20 protein-coding genes are annotated in these 16,344 nt (G+C 61.3%); 7 read left to right on the top strand and 13 right to left on the bottom strand.

The annotated features are described in order from the left end of the window. Nucleotides 1-44: 44 nt before the first annotated feature. Nucleotides 45-407 carry an NUDIX hydrolase gene (locus ACP7BX_RS26065; protein WP_426130131.1) on the top strand — a complete coding sequence of 121 codons (363 nt, stop codon included), beginning with the start codon at nucleotides 45-47 and terminating at the stop codon, nucleotides 405-407. Here ACP7BX_RS26065 and ACP7BX_RS26060 read toward each other — a convergent pair. The 5 genes from ACP7BX_RS26060 to ACP7BX_RS26040 form a co-directional block, all read right to left on the bottom strand. Next, nucleotides 393-647 carry a hypothetical protein gene (locus ACP7BX_RS26060; RefSeq protein WP_426161321.1) on the bottom strand — a complete coding sequence of 85 codons (255 nt, stop codon included), beginning with the start codon at nucleotides 645-647 and terminating at the stop codon, nucleotides 393-395. The two genes, ACP7BX_RS26065 and ACP7BX_RS26060, sit on opposite strands and share 15 nt — an antisense overlap. 457 nt (nucleotides 648-1,104) lie before the next feature. Beyond that, nucleotides 1,105-1,572: a periplasmic heavy metal sensor gene (locus ACP7BX_RS26055; RefSeq protein WP_269133864.1), complete on the bottom strand. Its 468-nt coding sequence runs from the start codon at nucleotides 1,570-1,572 to the stop codon at nucleotides 1,105-1,107. Continuing rightward, on the bottom strand, nucleotides 1,569-2,000 hold the full coding sequence (locus ACP7BX_RS26050) for a hypothetical protein (protein ID WP_426130127.1): 432 nt from the start codon (nucleotides 1,998-2,000) through the stop codon (nucleotides 1,569-1,571). Before ACP7BX_RS26050 ends, ACP7BX_RS26055 begins: the two co-directional genes overlap by 4 nt. Continuing rightward, nucleotides 1,997-2,575: an RNA polymerase sigma factor gene (locus ACP7BX_RS26045; protein WP_033902308.1), complete on the bottom strand. Its 579-nt coding sequence runs from the start codon at nucleotides 2,573-2,575 to the stop codon at nucleotides 1,997-1,999. The genes ACP7BX_RS26050 and ACP7BX_RS26045 overlap by 4 nt, the downstream gene beginning before the upstream one ends. A gap of 15 nt (nucleotides 2,576-2,590) precedes the next feature. After that, nucleotides 2,591-2,902, bottom strand: coding sequence for a YXWGXW repeat-containing protein (locus ACP7BX_RS26040; RefSeq protein WP_028616441.1), 312 nt, complete (start codon nucleotides 2,900-2,902; stop codon nucleotides 2,591-2,593). Between the two features lie 213 nt (nucleotides 2,903-3,115). Here ACP7BX_RS26040 and ACP7BX_RS26035 point away from each other — a divergent pair, with 213 nt between their 5' ends. After that, the gene (locus tag ACP7BX_RS26035) at nucleotides 3,116-3,256 is read left to right on the top strand and encodes a hypothetical protein (RefSeq protein ID WP_177077778.1); all 141 of its coding nucleotides are present in this window, start codon (nucleotides 3,116-3,118) and stop codon (nucleotides 3,254-3,256) included. Here ACP7BX_RS26035 and ACP7BX_RS26030 read toward each other — a convergent pair. After that, a complete protein-coding gene (locus ACP7BX_RS26030) occupies nucleotides 3,253-3,501 on the bottom strand; it encodes a DUF1652 domain-containing protein (RefSeq protein ID WP_033902309.1) in 249 nt (82 codons plus the stop codon). The two genes, ACP7BX_RS26035 and ACP7BX_RS26030, sit on opposite strands and share 4 nt — an antisense overlap. A 247-nt stretch (nucleotides 3,502-3,748) precedes the next feature. On the opposite strand from ACP7BX_RS26030, the gene ACP7BX_RS26025 reads away from it, so the two are divergent. Next, a complete protein-coding gene (locus tag ACP7BX_RS26025; protein ID WP_426130124.1) occupies nucleotides 3,749-4,693 on the top strand; it encodes a sensor domain-containing diguanylate cyclase in 945 nt (314 codons plus the stop codon). 266 nt (nucleotides 4,694-4,959) lie between these two features. On the opposite strand, the gene ACP7BX_RS26020 is transcribed toward ACP7BX_RS26025, so the two are convergent. The 4 genes from ACP7BX_RS26020 to ACP7BX_RS26005 all read right to left on the bottom strand — a co-directional run bounded on the left by ACP7BX_RS26020 (nucleotide 4,960) and on the right by ACP7BX_RS26005 (nucleotide 8,050). After that, on the bottom strand, nucleotides 4,960-5,220 hold the full coding sequence (locus tag ACP7BX_RS26020; RefSeq protein WP_426130122.1) for a hypothetical protein: 261 nt from the start codon (nucleotides 5,218-5,220) through the stop codon (nucleotides 4,960-4,962). 86 nt (nucleotides 5,221-5,306) lie between these two features. Next, a complete protein-coding gene (locus ACP7BX_RS26015; RefSeq protein WP_033898240.1) occupies nucleotides 5,307-6,215 on the bottom strand; it encodes a helix-turn-helix transcriptional regulator in 909 nt (302 codons plus the stop codon). A 36-nt stretch (nucleotides 6,216-6,251) separates the two neighbouring features. After that, entirely contained in the window at nucleotides 6,252-6,947 is a 696-nt protein-coding gene (locus tag ACP7BX_RS26010; RefSeq protein ID WP_426130119.1) for a fumarylacetoacetate hydrolase family protein, read from the bottom strand. Between the two features lie 65 nt (nucleotides 6,948-7,012). Beyond that, on the bottom strand, nucleotides 7,013-8,050 hold the full coding sequence (locus ACP7BX_RS26005) for an AbrB family transcriptional regulator (protein ID WP_426130117.1): 1,038 nt from the start codon (nucleotides 8,048-8,050) through the stop codon (nucleotides 7,013-7,015). Between the two features lie 109 nt (nucleotides 8,051-8,159). Here ACP7BX_RS26005 and ACP7BX_RS26000 point away from each other — a divergent pair, with 109 nt between their 5' ends. Then, on the top strand, nucleotides 8,160-9,059 hold the full coding sequence (locus ACP7BX_RS26000) for a LysR family transcriptional regulator (RefSeq protein ID WP_426130115.1): 900 nt from the start codon (nucleotides 8,160-8,162) through the stop codon (nucleotides 9,057-9,059). Nucleotides 9,060-9,063: 4 nt separating this feature from the next. Here ACP7BX_RS26000 and ACP7BX_RS25995 read toward each other — a convergent pair whose 3' ends face one another. Continuing rightward, nucleotides 9,064-9,393 (bottom strand): hypothetical protein, encoded by a 330-nt coding sequence (locus tag ACP7BX_RS25995; RefSeq protein WP_177077788.1) that lies wholly within the window; start codon nucleotides 9,391-9,393, stop codon nucleotides 9,064-9,066. Between the two features lie 92 nt (nucleotides 9,394-9,485). Continuing rightward, nucleotides 9,486-9,926, bottom strand: a complete 441-nt coding sequence (locus ACP7BX_RS25990) for a carboxymuconolactone decarboxylase family protein (protein WP_426130113.1) — start codon at nucleotides 9,924-9,926, stop codon at nucleotides 9,486-9,488. Nucleotides 9,927-10,109: 183 nt separating this feature from the next. Between ACP7BX_RS25990 and ACP7BX_RS25985 the strand changes: the two genes are divergently transcribed. Then, nucleotides 10,110-11,495, top strand: coding sequence for a PLP-dependent aminotransferase family protein (locus ACP7BX_RS25985; protein WP_426130111.1), 1,386 nt, complete (start codon nucleotides 10,110-10,112; stop codon nucleotides 11,493-11,495). Nucleotides 11,496-11,575: 80 nt separating this feature from the next. Next, nucleotides 11,576-12,157, top strand: a complete 582-nt coding sequence (locus tag ACP7BX_RS25980) for a TIGR00730 family Rossman fold protein (RefSeq protein ID WP_426130109.1) — start codon at nucleotides 11,576-11,578, stop codon at nucleotides 12,155-12,157. A 59-nt stretch (nucleotides 12,158-12,216) separates the two neighbouring features. Here ACP7BX_RS25980 and ACP7BX_RS25975 read toward each other — a convergent pair whose 3' ends face one another. Continuing rightward, nucleotides 12,217-14,718, bottom strand: a complete 2,502-nt coding sequence (locus tag ACP7BX_RS25975; protein ID WP_426130107.1) for a TonB-dependent siderophore receptor — start codon at nucleotides 14,716-14,718, stop codon at nucleotides 12,217-12,219. 253 nt (nucleotides 14,719-14,971) lie between these two features. Between ACP7BX_RS25975 and ACP7BX_RS25970 the strand changes: the two genes are divergently transcribed. Then, the coding region (locus ACP7BX_RS25970; protein ID WP_426197807.1) for a DUF6531 domain-containing protein at nucleotides 14,972-16,344 on the top strand (1,373 nt) is incomplete at its 3' end.

The raw sequence follows: 16,344 nt of genomic DNA, 5'->3' as shown, positions 1-16,344 counted from the left end.
GCATTACACTTTTATGACACTCATCCCACTGCGGGGCACAGACGATGAAAATAAGGGCCACGGTCATTTGCGAACACGAGGGGCATATCCTCTTCGTGCGCAAGGCCAGATCGAAATGGGCGTTGCCGGGTGGCAAGGTCGAACCCAATGAGCGCCCGGTCGGCGCGGCTGAACGCGAGCTGGAAGAAGAAACCGGATTGAACGTGGACGGCTTGTTGTACTTGCAGGAGCTGAAAGCCCGCGACACCGTCCATCACGTGTTCGAAGCGTCGGTGGTGAACATTGCCGATGCAAAACCTTGCAATGAAATAATCGATTGCCAGTGGCACTCCTATAGCGCCATGGATGATCTGGACACCACCGACGCCACCCGCCACATCGTTAAATCTTTTCTACGTCGCCTGTAGTTCGACGCTTTGGCCACTGGCCAACAGACCTCGCTTCACCCCACCATTCTCTTTCTGCCGTTCGACAAAGGACCTGACGAACGCGGCAGCGGCTGCGTGCGCCACCGGTACGGCCATGGCTTGGCGGATGGTCATGAAATCGTCCTGCACCGGGCGCCATTGCTCGGTGACCTGGGTTTGCAGGGAAACTGCCGTTCCACAGCCCTCACTGGGGTAAGCCAGGAACTCACTAGCATGCACATTTCCGCGCAGCCCAGCGCGGGACAAGCCCGCTCACCACATGAAAGCATTAGAGCCCTCCCTAGCCGTAGCATCGAGGCGTCTGCGTCGCAGCGATGCGGCGACCCGGCAAGCCTGCGCCTACACGCACCTGCTTTTGATCTAACCACTCAGGTCGGCTACCAGGCCGCCGTGCTCTTGCTTTTGATCTTGATCTCAGGCGCCCCGTCAAACACGCTGGCCGGAATTCGGCGGGGATTTGGGCACACCGAGCCTAGGCGAGGTGCCGAGTGTTGGGGCAAGAGCGTTTTGCTTACTTTTGACTGGGCCGGCATTCCGGCTCTATCAAAAGTGAGCCGCCGTAAGGGCGGAACCCATACCCGCCATCACCCAAATAACGGAATATGTACTCAACCAGCCCCTCCCCCCCGAGGCCAACCTGAAGGCCGCCACGGGAGCAAGCTCCCTCGCCACACAATCAAGACCGAGGCTTAACCCCACCCGCTTGCCCCCGCAAATACAACGCCTCCACCAACTTCTGCCGCTCCTCCCGAGGCAACGTCCCGGCAAACTGCGCCAAGGTCGAATCCACCAACGCCCGCAGCGCCATATCCGCCTCCCGCGCCTTGGCCAACTCCGCCACCAACACATCCCGATCCAAGGTCGGCGCCTCCAGCTGCTTGATCACCCCCAACCGCGCCTCCCGCCCCGCCATCACCAGCGGCTGGCTGTCGGCACGGTTATGGCGCAACAACTGACGCAACTCCCGCCGCCGCTCCGGCGGCAACTTGACCATCGCCTGGCGCAACCCATGCTGATTGACCACCGCCTCCACAGGCTTGGCACTCGCCATCCAGTGGTACAGCCCCCCGCCTACCCCGCCAATCAAAAACACATTGAGCAACACCGAGACCAGCAACCACGGTTTAAGAGATTGGGCGCTCATTGCTCGGTTTCCTCAGCGTTGACGGTAAAGATGACTTGCGCATCGCCCTGGTCAAACACGCTGGGCAACACCTCGGCAGACACCATCGGCAGCGGCACGCTCATGGACGCCACCAGCATGCCGGTGACGACACCGGCAATGCCCACCCCCACCAGCCCCGCCGGTGACAGCCAGCCGGCATAACGCGACCAGAACGACCTACGGCGCGGCGCCGACTCACGGACCTGTCGGGTCAGCGCCGGGTCGATAAATGCCAGTTGATGACTGTCCAGCTGGGCGTCGAGCCAACCGGCCTGATCCAACGCTTCACGGGCACTGGGATTGCCGCTATCGAGCAGCGCCTTAGCCGCCCCGCGCTCAGCCAGCGGCCAACGCTGCAGGTCGGCGCCATAGGCGTCAGCCAGATAAGCAAATCGTTCGGGTGTCATGATGTTCCCCTTCCTGGGCGGGCAAGCCCGGGTGTATCGGCAAGTTGGCGGCGCAACTGGCGTCGGGCCCGCGACAGCAGGCTCTCCAGTGCCTCGACGCTGATATTCATCAGGGCCGCGGCGTCGATGTTCGACAGCTCCTGGTAGTACTGCAACACAATCGCCTCGCGCTGGCGCTCGGGCAAAGCGGCCAGTGCGGCGGCCATGCGCGCGCTGCGCTCGGTGCTTTCCAATTGTTCATCCAGAGGCGGTGCGCTGTCTGCCAGCTCCAGCGCCGCCTCCTCGTTCAAAGGCCGCTCCTTGCGCCGACGCAGGCGGTCATGGCACAGGTTGAGTGCCACGCGGTGCAGCCACGTGTCGAAACGCGCCTCGCCACTGCGCCATGTGGATGCCTGGCGCCAGATACGCAGGAAACTTTCCTGGGCCACGTCCTTGGCTTCGTCGGCATCCCCCAGGATCCGGCTGGCGAGTGCCAGCAGACGCGGCAGTTTGCGCGTCACCATTTCGTTGACGGCTGCAGGTTCGTTGTTGCCGATACGTGCGAGCAGTTCAACGTCCGGATCAGTGTCGTTCAATCGGGCAATTCTCGGTCAGCGGATCCAATGCCCTTCGCGCCAGTACCAATTGGGGCCGTGGGCTTCCCAATGGCCGGGCTCCCAACGTGCATTGCGCATCACCGGCTGCCAATGACCCGGCACCCAGCCATAACCGCGTCCTTCCCAGCGCCAGTGGCCTCGGTCCCAGGCGTAACCGGGCCGCTCCACGGGGACCATTTCCACGCGCTCCGGTGGCGGCGCCTGGCGGATGATGATTTCGGTCTGAGCAAACACCGGGGTGCTGACAAACGCGGCAAGGGCCAGCGGAGCAAGCAAGGCAAAGCGCAATGTGGCCAGGGGTCTCATGGCAACTCCTTCATGCAACGGGCGCAAGTGCCGGTTGCTGATGGGTTGAACGGGGCGTGTCGAAAAATCCGTCGCAGGACGCGCAGATTATTGTCGCAGGCAGTATTGCCCAGGGGAGGAAGGCACTTGATGAAAGGTTTGAAAGCTTCGCGACGGATTTATGCCGGTGGCAACGTTGAAGGATTAACGCTGATCAACCCAAGAGGAAACACCATGTCCCGCCGACTTTACCTGCTGGTTGCCGCACTGCTGATCGCCAGCCTCAGCGGCTGCGTGATCGTGCCGGAACACCGCCACTGCTGCTGGCGCTATTACGGCGCGCTCGATGCGCCGACCCACAGCGTCAACAGCTAACCCACTGCCGCAAACCCCCGGCGCCCGGCCTTGATTTCGGTACGCAACTCGCCAATCAGGTTTGAGATGGAACGGATGCTGTCCAAACCTTCGGGGGACACACCGGTCAACAACAGGTCGACCCGGCCAGACACGGGCTCGAAGATGTTGATGCGCAACGAGCCGTCGCTGTTCAAGGTGCAATCGCACGCCAGCGGCAGGAAACCCGAGGCCATGATGCGGTTGAATTCAACGATTGAAATCATGACAAGTTCCCATCCCTGGGCCTCACGAGGTGTTGTGATGGAGACAGAGTAGATGAGGTTCTACAGGGCATGGAAGCATTAATGCAAAAGTGTTAGCCATGCCTCATTTCACCCCAAAAACGCCGAATCACTGACGCCAGAAAACCCGCTTTTCGACCTCTCGTCTGCTGCTCCGTGGAGGGCTTGACTCGAAGCGTCGATCACCAGACGCTCTTGGCTTTTCGCCATCATCTTGAGCCAAACCACCATGAGCATCGACCCTCCGAGCCAGCCCGACAGCGATGTGTACAAGACCTTGCTGGAGTCGACCAAGGCCATCCCTTGGCGCATCGATTGGCAGAGCATGACCTTCAGTTACATCGGCCCGCAGATCGAGACCTTGCTGGGTTGGACTCCGCAGAGTTGGGTGAGCGTGGACGACTGGGTCGAGCGCATGCACCCGGATGATCGTGAATACGTGGTGAATTTCTGCGTGTCGCAATCGCGCGCCGGGGTGGACCACGAAGCGGACTACCGCGCGCTGACCGTGAACGGCGACTACGTGTGGATTCGCGACGTGGTGCATGTGGTACGCAAGGACGGCGAGGTCGAAGCACTGATCGGGTTCATGTTCGATATCAGCGAACGCAAGAAGACCGAAGAGCACCTGGTGCGCCTGCAAAAACAACTCGAGGAATATTCCTACCAGGATGGCCTGACCGGCATCGCCAACCGGCGCATGTTTGACACGGTGCTGGAGCGCGAATGGGCCAGTGCCCAGCGCAGCCAGTTACCGCTGTCGTTGATCATTCTGGATATCGATTTTTTCAAGCAGTACAACGACCACTACGGCCATATCAAGGGCGATGAATGCCTGCGTCAGGTGGCGAACACCCTGTCCCAGGCGGCCAACCGTCCGAGGGATTTCATTGCGCGTATTGGCGGCGAAGAGTTTGTGTGGCTGCTGCCGGAAACCGATGCGGCGTCTGCCCGGCAGGTGGCGCAGCGTTGCTTGCACCTGATCCGCCAGCAGCACATTGAGCACGGTTTTTCGGCGGTGTCGAACCTGCTGACCCTGAGCCTGGGCGTCGGTACGCGCATCGTGAAACCCGACAGCCCGATGCTGGGGTTTGTCGAAGCCGTCGACAAGTTGTTGTACCAAGCCAAACGCAATGGGCGGATGCGCGCAGAGTTCGCTGACGGTGAAGTGTGACGCGAAGGTCAAATCGCAGGCAAAAAAAATCCCAAGTAGCTGATGGAAACTTGGGATTTAAAAATGCATAAACCGTGGGAGGTGAACGCCCGGCTATAGTAACGATTGTAAAAACCTGCAACAAGATTATTTTAATCCTTTCGTCGGATTAAAAGTGCTGTAAGTCATTCAATAACCACACATTTTTTAAGGTAGCGCAGTATATGAGTGCCACTTTTTGGTGCAACTACTGAGATTATTTCCACTTATAAAAAAGGGTTATTGGATTAAAGCGGCGTCACACTTTTGGATATACGCTCATTCAATTGTTTGCACGCTTCCTGGGTTTCAAGGCTATTGGGCAGTAACGAGCGCCCTACACTTTCCACCTGCCTGCACAGTGCCAGGCGTTGGTTGGCGGCTTCCCGCTCGCGGTCAACCTCGGCGTTGAGCCGCACAAAATAGAACCCCAGCAATACTGCAGCGCAGAGCACGCCGAGCACGAAGTAGCGAAAGCTGTTGGACGGCGCATCTTGTGGCTGTTGCATAATCCTCGAGCGCCCTGCTCTACCTGTGACGAAGCGCAATTGTATGCAAATTGAAACACAGTGAATGTCGTGGATTTGTAAAACGCCTACAGCGCCTCGCCCTGCTGCTGACGACGGAACTGCCCCGGTGCCACGCCATGGGCCTTGCGGAAACACCGGGAAAAATACGCCTCGTCAGTGAAACCGCAGCGGTGCGCGACCACGCCAATCATCTGCGCACTGTTGAGCAACAAGGTGCGCGCCAACTGCATGCGCCGGTCGAGCACCAGTTGCGAGAAGGGTTTGCCGGTTTCCTTGCGCAACAGGTGAGTGAGGTAGTTGGGCGACAGGAACGCCGCCGCCGCTGCGTCCGTGAGGTTGAGGGTCGGTTCATGCAGGTGCTCGCGGATATAGCCCTGCACCCGTGCCAACGCATCCTTGCGCCCGCGCCGCGTGGCATTGTTGGCGGCGAAGGCCTGCAACGGCTCGGCGTATTGTTCGCAGACCAGGCCGACCAGTTGAAACAGATAGCCCTTGAGGCGTTCGCGGGCGCCGAAGGTGCGGTGGGCATCAAGTTCGCGCATATGGGCGAGCCAGGTTTTTACCTGCTCGAACGCCGCGTCTTCAAGGATGAAGTCCAGCTGTTCCTGAAAGCGAAACGGCGACAGCTCCGGCGCCTGGCCGATGGGGATGTCTTCCAGGTCCAGGGGATCGCAGGTCAATTGCGGCAGGAAAAACGCCTGGCTGAAGTTGATCAGCATGAATTCGCCCTCTTCGGGATGGGGAATCACATGCAGGCGGTGAGGCAGGATAAATGCCAGGGCCTTGCGCGGAAACGGCCGCACCGCGCCGCCGATATGCTGCACGGTGTCACCGCCGAGGTTGATCTGGATCTGGAAATACTCATGGCGATGCGGGCTGGTCAGCGCCGCCCGCCCGCGTTTGTCGCGGATATAGAAGTCGGGGCGGTCGCTGCGTTGTTGCATGCCGTAAGTGGTGACGCGGGTGCCTGGCATAACGGTCTCTCGGGTGGCCTGGGCACCACTGTAGCCTCAACCCTGGCCGAGGGTGAAACGCAACTCGCCGATGCCGTCGATGCCGGCGGTGACGACATCGCCCGGTTGCAAGGTGCCGACGCCCACCGGGGTGCCGGTAAAGATCAAATCGCCGGCCTTCAGTGCAACGGATTTGGAGGCATGGCTGATCACTTCACTGACGGACCAGATCTGGTCGGCCAGGTCGCCCACCTGACGCTGTTCACCGTTCACTTTCAGCCAGATCTTGCCACTGGACGGATGCCCGACCACGCTCACCGGTTGCAGCGCCGTTGTCGGTGCGGACGCATCGAAAGCCTTGGCCCAATCCCACGGGCGTGAGAGCTTTTTCGCCTGGGCTTGCAGGTCGCGACGGGTCAGGTCGATGCCGACGCCATACCCCCAGATGTGGGAAAACGCCTGTTCCGGGCTGATGTCGACCCCACCCTTGCCGATGGCCACCACCAGTTCCACTTCGTGGTGCAGGTCGGCGGTCAGCGGCGGATAGGCGACCACGCCTTCAGCCGGCACCACGGCATCCGCCGGTTTCATAAAGAAGAACGGCGGCTCGCGCTCCGGGTCATGCCCCATCTCACGGGCGTGTTCGCTGTAGTTGCGGCCCACACAGAACACCCGGCGCAGCGGGAAGCGGGCTTCGCTGCCCTGCACGGCCAGGGATGGGATGGGCGTCGGGGTGAATACATAGTCAGTCATGGCTTGGGCCTCGTCGTTACCTGGCGCCAGTATGGCGAGTGGCGCCGGCGCGAAGTTGGACAGGTCTACGCAGATTTTGCACTGGCCGGTGCTTGAGGCGACCGATCCAACAGGCGATACAACGGCAGGCACGCCGCCTGGATCAACAGCATGCGGATGACCTGCATCGCCGTCACCAATGTCACGGCCAGGCCCAGGGCCTCGGCGGTGAGGCTCATTTCCGGCGCGCTGCCGGGCATCATGCCCAGGGCCAGCGACAGCCACGGCATGCCCAACCCGGCACCCAGCGCCCAGGCGGCCAATGCGCTGGCGATCACCGAACCGGTCAATAGCAGCAGCACTTTACCCAGCAGGCCCGGCGCGCGCTGGAAGAAACTGCGGTCAAACGCGACACCCAATGCACAGCCAATCAGCAACTGGCCGCTGCCGCTGAGCCAGCCCGGCATGCTCATCGACAGGTGATTGCAGCCCACCCCCACCGCGCAAATCAGGAACGGCCCGAACGTCCAAGGGTTAGGCAACTTGCACTGCTTAAAACCCAGCGCAGCCAGCCAGCCCACGGCGAGGATGAAGATCAACCAGGGCCAGACCACCGGCAACGGCGCATGCGCGGCGACGGGGGGCATGCCGAAGGTGGCGACTGCCGGCACCGTCAAAAGAATCAGCAACAATCGGATGCTATGGGCGGCGGCGATAAAACTGGTGTCCGCCTGGCGTTGGCGGCCCAGGTGCACCATCTCGCTGGAATTGGCCGGCATCAAGGCAAAGAATGCGGTGCTGAAAGGCACGCCCCAGCGATGCAGGAGCAGCACCGAACACAGCGCCAGTACCAGCGTGAGCAACACCGCCGTGACGATCAGCCCGAGATGAGCCGCCACCTGCTGCATCACCGGCAGCGTGAAATGACAGCCGATGGCAACTGCCACGATGAGTTGCCCGACCTGGCGGCCATGGGGAATTTCCGGCACCAGGCTGCCGGCGCAACGGGTCAGCATCACGGCGACCAGCGAACCGATCACCCAGGGCAACGGCCACCCCGCCCAACTGGCAAGGCTGCCGCCCAACGCGCCGATAATCAGTGTGAAAAGCCAATGGTTGGGCATGGTCGGGTACTCGGCATGGAGAAGAATGCCGACAGGCTATAGACTTGCTCTCATCACAGAAAATATCCATTTGTGAAACCAGCTATCACACTTTGTTATGCGAGCCATCATGAACCTCAAAGCGCTGGAGTACTGCGTCGAAATCGCCCGCCAAGGCAGCTTCACCAAAGCCGCCCATGCCTTGCACGTGGCACAGCCGGCGCTGAGCATGGCGGTGAGCCGATTGGAGGATGAGCTGGGTGTGGCCCTGTTCAACCGCGCGACGCGGCAGATCAGCGTGACTGCCGAAGGCCAGCTGTTCCTGGCACGCGCCGAGGCGTGTCTTGAAGGCTTGGCCGGTGCCCGCCGAGAATTGCAGGACCTGACCCAACTGCACAGCGGCGAAATCCGCGTGGGCGTGCCGCCCATGTACGGCATCCGCCATATTCCCGAACTGCTGATGCAATTTCGCGCCCAGTACCCCGGCATTGCCATGCATGTGGTGGAAGGCAGCGCCGATGACATCAGCGAACGCCTGGCCACACGGGATATCGATGTGGCGCTATTGGAGTCGCGACGGGTGGATCCGGCGTGGGAGTCGGTGCTGCTCGGCAGTGATGAGATGGTGTTGTGCATGGCCGAAGATCACCCGCTGGCGGGCAACTCGTCCATTGCGGCGCAGCGGCTGCAACACGAACCGATGCTGGTGTTCGACAACACCTTCCTGCAACGCCATCTGCTGGACGCCTTTTGCAGCAACGCCCGCGTGCGTTTCAACATCGCCCTGGAAAGCAACTTCGTGCCGCTGGTGATTACCGCCACGCGCAACGGCATGGGTGTCTCTACCTTGCTGCGGTCGGTGCAGGAGCAAGAGCCAGGGTTGGCCGGCGTGTCATTCGAGCCGGCGCAATTCATGCACTTCAACCTGTGCTGGCGCGCCAGCGAATACCTGTCCCAGGCCAATCGGCGGTTCATTGAAACGGCGAAAGTGTATTTCCAGGAGGACGCCAGCTCGCCGCTGTCACGTTAAGCGGTTATTTGCGTGCGACCTTGTAGCGCACGCAATCCTGATAGAAACCCTGGCGGATCGCCTCGGGCTTGAGCCGTGAACGGCTGTCGTAGGTCTGCTCGGTGATGCCCATGGCCATCATGCGCATCCACGACTTGTTGAACTTCATGCTTTGGATCTTCTGCCGCGCCGCGTACAACGACACGCCCGACAGCTTGAGTTCCTGGGCCCTGGCGGCAGTGCCGGCGCCCCAACTGCACATGTACTTGTCCCCCTCGCGCAGCTCCCGTGCCTGCACGGCAGCCGCGCCGCCAGCCAGGGAGCAGGCGATCAGCATGATTCCAACAGAGCGCATTTGCATCCTCACCTAACCACCTGAAAATAAAAGCGATTCTGGCGAGGATTTTGTTACAAAGGGGCCATTAAATTGCCTTATCGAGCAATGTTTCAGCTCGCCGCCGCCGGTGTGGTGCGAAAGGTGATGCCCAGGCGGTTAAAGGCGTTCATCAAGGCAATGCCATAAGTCAGGTCGGTCAGTTCCTTGGCACTGAACTCGGCGGCGGCCGCTGCGTACTCGGCGTCCGAGACGTCACTGTGGGTGACCGCTTCCGCGAAGGCCAGGGCGATGCGTTCACGGGCGGTGAACACATCCCGTGCGTCGTGCCACACCGGCACCAGTACCAGCTTGTCCACCGTCAGGCCTTGTTTAAGCAAGTCACGCGAGTGCATGTCGATGCAAAAGGCGCAGCCGTTGATCTGCGAAACGCGCAGGTAGACCAGGTCGATCAGCGTCTTGGGCAGGCCGCTGTTTTGCAGGTAGACATAGACGCCACCGAAAGCCTTGTAGCCTTCCGGGGATGCTTGGGTGTAATCGAGGCGAGTGGTCATGATAAATCCTGTCGAGGTTGAGTGAAGGCACCATGTTGCAGCGCCATGGCTCACCTCTGAAGAGCCAAGAATGGGCCCGGTGACCGGACCATGATGGTCTAGTCAAATGTTGCAGTTATGGTCCTTGGGTACAGGTCATGCAGCCGCTACAGTTAAGGCAGGCGCGACCAGGAAATCTCCCCCATGCACACCCTACCCCCTGTGGACCCTACCTCGGCCGAGCCGATCTACCGCCAGCTTTACTGGCGGTTTCGCAGTGCCATCGCCGAAGGCCTGCTCAAGCCTGGCGAGCGTGTCCCGGCGGCGCGGGCGCTGGCCAAGGAGTTGGGACTCGCGCGCGGCACCATCGACAGCACCTACGCATTGCTGACCGCCGAGGGTTACCTTGAGGCTCGCGGCCAGGCGGGCACGGTGGTGGCGCACGGCATCCAGAGCGCCCAGCCTACGCCCGTGGTCATCACGCCCTACAACGCCGTGCGACAACAGTCACACGTACTGCCCTTTCAGATGGGCCTGCCGGCGCTGGACGCTTTCCCGCGCAAAATCTGGTCGAAAATCGCCGCCCGCTGCGTACGCGCCACACAACTGGCGGACATGTCCAACCCGCCGGTCTGCGGCCTGCCTTCGCTGCGCACCGCTATCGCCAGTTACTTGCAGGTGGCGCGGGGAATCCATTGCTCGCCGGAGCAGGTCTTCGTCACGTCGGGCTACCGCAACACGCTGAGCCTGATCACCCATGCGTTGCTGTCACCCGGCGACGCGGTGCTGGTGGAAGACCCAGGTTATCTGCCCACGCGACCCTTGCTGGACCATTTGCAGATCAAGTCCATCCCAGTGCCTGTGGACCAGGATGGCCTCTGCGTACAGCACCTGTGCGCTGCCCGCGCCGTGGTCGTCACCCCGGCCCATCAAAGCCCGCTGTGTGTGTCGCTGTCGCTGCCGCGCCGCCTGGAACTGCTGGCCTGGGCCCGCCGCGAACACGCCTGGATCATCGAGGACGACTACGATGGCGAGTACCGTTACGTCAGCCGCCCTCTACCGGCGCTCAAGAGCCTGGACCGTGAGGGCCGGGTGCTTTACGCGGGCACTTTCAGCAAAGTGCTGTTCCCCGGCATTCGCCTGGCGTATCTGGTGGTGCCCGTTTCCCAGGTCGGGCGTTTCGAGCAGGTCAGCCAGAGCTTCCTCGGCAACTGCCCGGAACTCACCCAGGCCATCGTCGCCAGTTTTATTGCCGAAGGGCATTTCGCCCGGCACATCCAGCGCATGCGCAAGCTGTACGGCGAGCGCCGCGAAGCCACCGCAAACGGGTTGCGCAAGGTATTGGACGCGCATATTTCCATTGATGCACAACCTGGCGGGATGCACCTGATCCTCCGGTTCAAAACCCCGCAATCAGACCGCCTGTTGGTGCAGAAAATGGCGAGCGTCGGTCTCTTCGCAGAAGCCTTGAGCGAATGGAATGTCGTGCAGCACAGCGGTCCAGGCCTGCTGTTGGGGTTTGCCAACATCGATTCCCAGGCCAGCGCTGAAGCATTGGGCCGGCGCATCCTGGAATGCTGGGTGGCCTAGTCATCAGGCGATTTCTTGGCGCTGTGCTTGTCGGCCAACAGGCGTGAAACTGCGACGCCCTCTCCCAACCAGGAATTCTGATGCGCAGTCTCACGGTGTTTTGCGGCTCCAACTTCGGCACCCACCCTCGCTACAGTGAAGACGCCAAAGCCCTGGGCCGTGAAATCGCCCGACGTGGTATTCGCCTGGTCTACGGCGGCAGCGCCAAAGGCTTGATGGGCGTGATTGCCGATAGCGCGCTCGCTGAGGGTGGCGAAGTGATCGGCGTCATCACCCGATTGCTGCATGAGCTCGGGCACATGCATCCAGGGCTCAGCGCCTATGAAATCACCGAAGACATGCGCAGCCGCAAAGCGCGCATGAGCGAACTGGCCGATGGGTTTATCGCCCTGCCCGGTGGCCTCGGCACCTTCGAGGAGTTGTTGGAAGCGATGACCTTGACGCAGCTTGGCGAACACCACAAAGGCGTGGCCTGCCTGAATACCGCACAGTTCTTCGCGCCGTTGCAGGGCCTGTTCGCGCACGGCGTAAAGGAAGGTTTCATCAAAGCCGAACACAGCCAGATGCTGATCGTCGAAGACCACCCCGGCGCCCTGCTCGATGCCCTTGGGCGGTGGCAGGCGCCGGTGGTCGACAAATGGATCGAGCCCGCTAAGCGCTAGCCCGTTTCGGCCTTGGCGATGCTGCTCCCGAATCCTTTCGCCAAGGCCTTTTTTTCACCTCACCACTGGTACGTGGCGCTCGCCTGTACGGTGCGCTGCGAGCCATACCAGCACCACGAATAGGAGTAGCAGGACGCAACGTACTCTTTGTTCGCCAGGTTGGTGGCATTAAGCGCCAAGCGCAGGTTGTCCTTCAGGCTGGTGATGTTCGGGATGTCGTAGTGCACGGCCGCATCGAACAGGGTGTAGCCCGGCACCTTGAGGGTGTTGGCCGTATCGCCCCAGGACGATCCGACATACCGCGCACCCGCGCCCGCACCGAAACCTTTCAGGTTGCCATCGTGGAAGGTGTAGTCGGCCCACGCCGACGCGGTGTGACGCGGCACGCCGTAGGTGGTGGTGCCTTCGGCGGCGATGGCCGGGCCTACGCCGATGTCGCTGATGGGCGCATACCGCACGGTGTTGTTGGACTTGCTGATTCGGTTGTCCAGGTAGGCGTAGGCCGCGGTGATGTCCAGGTTGTCGTTGAGGCTGGCCTTGCCTTCCAGCTCAAAGCCACGGGATTGCACTTCGCCGTCCTGGCTCTGGCAGCGCCCGGTACCGCACAGGTGAGTCGGGTCCGGGTCGGTGGTCAGCACGTTGGTCTGGCGCAGGTCGAAGATCGCCGCGGTGATAAAGCTGTTGCTGCCCGGCGGCTGATACTTGATGCCGATTTCATACTGCTTGCCTTCGGTCGGTTTGAACACCGAACCGCCGTAGCCCGTGCCCGACTGCGGGTTGAACGACTCGGCGTAGCTGGCATAGGGGGCCAGGCCATTGTCGAAGAGGTAGACCAGGCCGATACGGCCGGTAAACGCCTTGCTGTCCAGGGACGACTCGGACTTGGCGCCGGTGCGAATCGTCTTGGTGCTGCTGTCAGTGCTGGCCCAGTCATAGCGTCCGCCCAGCAACAGGACCCATTTGTCCCACTTCATCTGTTCTTGCAGGTACACACCGGTCTGCTCGCTGCGCGACGTGCCGTCGGTGGTGTACGCCGGCACCGGCACGGCTGCACCATAGACCGGATTGAAAATATCCAGGGTCGGGCCGGCGGTGTACACGCCCGAGCCGGACTTGGTGTCGGTGCTGGTGTTCTGGTAGTCGAGCCCCATCAACAAGGTGTGCTGCAACGGGCCGGTGTCGAATTTGGCCTGCACCTGGTTGTCGAGGGTGTAGGCATCCAGGTCGACATCGCTGGCGATGGTCGAGCGGCGGATGGTGCGGTAATCCGCCATCAGGTAGTTGCTGTAGAGGCTGCGGTACTGGCCTTCGCTGCGCAGGTAGCGCGCATTCTGGCGCACGGTCCACACGTCATCGAAGTGATGCTCGAATGCCCAGCCGATGCTGTAGTACTCGCGGTCACTTTTCTCGAAATTCTTTTCGCCGTCGTAGAAATCCACATCGATGCTGCGCCCGGTCGGGCTGTGCAGCACCGAGCCCCAGGCCGGCACCGAACCGTAGGACGCGCCTTTGGGGTCCTTCTGGAAGTGCCCGAGCAGGGTCAGTGAGGTGGCGTCGTCCGGGCGCCAGGTGAAGGCGCTGGACAATGACTGGCGGCGCGTCTCGGTGTGTTCTACCTGGCCATCGGCATCGTCGAAAAGCCCGGCCACGCGGTAGGAATACACGCCCTGATCATCCAATGGGCCACTCAAATCGAAGGTCGTACGCTTCTTGTTGAAGGTGCCGTACTCCACACCTACTTCGTGAAACGGCGTATCCACCGGGCGCTTGCTGACCATGTTGATCACGCCGCTCGGCGTGCCCTGGCCGTAAAGGACCGAGGCCGGGCCGCGCAGCACTTCAACGCGTTCCAGGTCGAAAGCGTCCTTTTGCGGCAAGGCATCACGGCTCGATGGCATGCGCAGGCCGTCGAGGTAAGTGGCCGGTGAGAAACCCCGGATGGTCAACTGGTCGAGGCGCGATGCGGTGGCGCCACGGGTCTCCGGAATGACGGCGGCGCTGTAGCGCAGGATCTGGTTGAGGCTCTCGGCGTTTTGCGCGCGCATCTGGTCTTTGGTGACGATGGAGATCGACTGCGGGGTTTCGATCAGCGCAGTGTCGGTCTTGGTGCCCGACAAGCTGCGCGTGGCCACATAACCGGACACTGGCCCGGTCGGGCTTTCGCTCTGGTAGGCGCCGCTGATGGTAGTGGCCTGCAACTCCATGGCCCCGCCGTTATCCGGGATGGCTTCCAGGCGGTAGCGGTCGGCGGAGAGCTTCAAGGCTTGCAAGCCGCTGCCGGCGAGCAACTGGTTCAGCGCCACGTCGGTGTCGTACTGCCCACTCAGAGCCTTGCTGCGCTTGCCACGGGTCAGGCTTGCATCAAACGCCAGCACCAGGCCCGCCTGCTCGGCCAGGCTATTGAGCGCCTGGCTCAAATCACCGGCGGGAATCGAGAAACTGCGCACGGCGCTGCTGCTTTCTTCGGCAAAGGAGGACTGGACGGTCAGCAACGGCACGGCGGCAAAAGCCATCGCCACTGACAAAGCCAGTGGGTGCAAGGGACGAGCAAGGCGCGACATGGGAAATCCTGGGTAAGGGAGGTTCTATAAACCATGACGGCCATATCGGAAGATCGGGTAAGGATGAGAGCGATTTTTATTTGAGTTGATGCGCTGCAATCAGGTTTGTCGCTTTTTTCTGTAGCTCTTGGGGTTGGCTCGTTGCGTTTTTTTTCCGCGTTCAGTCAGCCCTTTCTGAATTTCTCAACCGCTCATCCCGCTGCGTTTTGCTACGGCATGCTCCGACGCCTTGCCCTTTGCCGAGACGTCACGGATGACCCACCCTTCCCACATTGCCCTGATTGAATTTGAGCTGGATGGTTTCCATCAGAGCCTGGTTATTTATCGCCAGCAGATGGACGCGTGGTATTCGCGTGCGCTGAGTTCGGTGAGCCATGGCCTGGACATGCCGTCGCTGCTGGGGATGGATCGGGTGTTGCGGGTGGGGGATTCGCAGCGGGCGGTGAGTATTGCGGATGCCGACTTTTCCACCGTAGCCCAGTGCCCGGTGGGCGGCGAACTGAAGATCGAGAGCCTGTTCGAGTCGGTGTATGACGTGCCGATCGGCAACATCCCGGTGGAGGTGATCGGGCTGGATGACGGCAGTTCCGCGGAGGTCATGCTGGATGACCAAGGCAAGGGTTCGCACCGCTGCGCGGCGGGCGGACGCTATCAAGTGCGGGTGCAGGGGGGCGTTTCTACTGAGCAAGTGGACGCGTTGTTTGCCTCTTACGCGGGGCTGACCGGTGACCTTGAGCAGTGGCTTCGGTCTGAGTGGTCGGGTTTTAAACCGCATTGGGAGCAGTCCACCGCCAGTGCGATTGGCAGCGGCGTACTGGCGGGCAGTTGGGCGGCGATTCGTGATGTGTGGGACAGCATCAAGCTCGTACAGGCGATTCTTGATGACCCATTGAAGTATGTCGAACAGCTGGGCGCAGAAGCGGCCAAATTGGCGCAGCTCGCCACCGATGCGCCCAAAGTCATGGAACAGGCGATGTTGCTGGCCAGTGATGAGGCAGCACTGTTCCTGATGCTGCGCACGGCGATGATCTGGCTGGACGCCTTGCCGCCCGGTGAAATGGCCGAGATGGCGGCTGGGTTTGTGGTGTCGTTGCTGATTGATCTGGTGATTGGCGTGGTGTTGACCATCGCCTTGCCGGCGGCGGGTGTGGCGTATTTGAGTCTGCGGTTGGTCAAGTATGGCGGGCAGATTCTTGAGGCGGCGGTGGGTTTTGTCAGGGGGCTTTTGGGAATTCTGACAAAGTTCATGCAGGCCGTGGATCGCTACAAGGCGGTCGCGGTTCGCGGGGTGGTTGGCGGGTTGAAGCAAGGCAGGCTGCAGATGCGCTGGAAGGCGCGGCAGAACGCGGTGCTGAAGCAGGTGGAGCCTGTGGATGATGTGCCTGTTTCTGCTCGAAATCCGGCGGGGGATGCGGCTGATTCTTCGGATAAGACGGCCACTAACGGCTGCCCGGTGTCGATGGTCACGGGCGAGGAACTGCTGACGCTCACTGATGGGGCACTGGATGGGATTCTGCCGTTTGAGTGGACCCGCTTGTATCGCACCAGCGCGGTGGAAGTGGATTGCGGGCTGGGGTTTGGCTGGAGTCACTCGCTGGCGCACCGGCTGAGTGTGTCCGGTGATTC

This window comes from Pseudomonas sp. DWP3-1-3b3 (genome assembly GCF_049896305.1).
Classification (GTDB): Bacteria; Pseudomonadota; Gammaproteobacteria; order Pseudomonadales; family Pseudomonadaceae; genus Aquipseudomonas; species Aquipseudomonas azotoformans_A.
The sequence above is the reverse complement of the archived record's forward strand: the minus strand, read 5'-3'. Positions and strand labels throughout refer to the sequence as shown.

Bases quoted from the DNA above. Each gene is read 5' to 3' on its own strand.
- ACP7BX_RS26065 (WP_426130131.1), top strand. From the start codon at position 45: ATGAAAATAAGGGCCACGGTCATTTGCGAACACGAGGGGCATATCCTC.
- ACP7BX_RS26055 (WP_269133864.1), bottom strand. From the start codon at position 1,572: ATGAGCGCCCAATCTCTTAAACCGTGGTTGCTGGTCTCGGTGTTGCTC.
- ACP7BX_RS26050 (WP_426130127.1), bottom strand. From the start codon at position 2,000: ATGACACCCGAACGATTTGCTTATCTGGCTGACGCCTATGGCGCCGAC.
- ACP7BX_RS26040 (WP_028616441.1), bottom strand. From the start codon at position 2,902: ATGAGACCCCTGGCCACATTGCGCTTTGCCTTGCTTGCTCCGCTGGCC.
- ACP7BX_RS26035 (WP_177077778.1), top strand. From the start codon at position 3,116: ATGTCCCGCCGACTTTACCTGCTGGTTGCCGCACTGCTGATCGCCAGC.
- ACP7BX_RS26030 (WP_033902309.1), bottom strand. From the start codon at position 3,501: ATGATTTCAATCGTTGAATTCAACCGCATCATGGCCTCGGGTTTCCTG.
- ACP7BX_RS26025 (WP_426130124.1), top strand. From the start codon at position 3,749: ATGAGCATCGACCCTCCGAGCCAGCCCGACAGCGATGTGTACAAGACC.
- ACP7BX_RS26020 (WP_426130122.1), bottom strand. From the start codon at position 5,220: ATGCAACAGCCACAAGATGCGCCGTCCAACAGCTTTCGCTACTTCGTG.
- ACP7BX_RS26015 (WP_033898240.1), bottom strand. From the start codon at position 6,215: ATGCCAGGCACCCGCGTCACCACTTACGGCATGCAACAACGCAGCGAC.
- ACP7BX_RS26010 (WP_426130119.1), bottom strand. From the start codon at position 6,947: ATGACTGACTATGTATTCACCCCGACGCCCATCCCATCCCTGGCCGTG.
- ACP7BX_RS26005 (WP_426130117.1), bottom strand. From the start codon at position 8,050: ATGCCCAACCATTGGCTTTTCACACTGATTATCGGCGCGTTGGGCGGC.
- ACP7BX_RS26000 (WP_426130115.1), top strand. From the start codon at position 8,160: ATGAACCTCAAAGCGCTGGAGTACTGCGTCGAAATCGCCCGCCAAGGC.
- ACP7BX_RS25995 (WP_177077788.1), bottom strand. From the start codon at position 9,393: ATGCGCTCTGTTGGAATCATGCTGATCGCCTGCTCCCTGGCTGGCGGC.
- ACP7BX_RS25990 (WP_426130113.1), bottom strand. From the start codon at position 9,926: ATGACCACTCGCCTCGATTACACCCAAGCATCCCCGGAAGGCTACAAG.
- ACP7BX_RS25985 (WP_426130111.1), top strand. From the start codon at position 10,110: ATGCACACCCTACCCCCTGTGGACCCTACCTCGGCCGAGCCGATCTAC.
- ACP7BX_RS25980 (WP_426130109.1), top strand. From the start codon at position 11,576: ATGCGCAGTCTCACGGTGTTTTGCGGCTCCAACTTCGGCACCCACCCT.
- ACP7BX_RS25975 (WP_426130107.1), bottom strand. From the start codon at position 14,718: ATGTCGCGCCTTGCTCGTCCCTTGCACCCACTGGCTTTGTCAGTGGCG.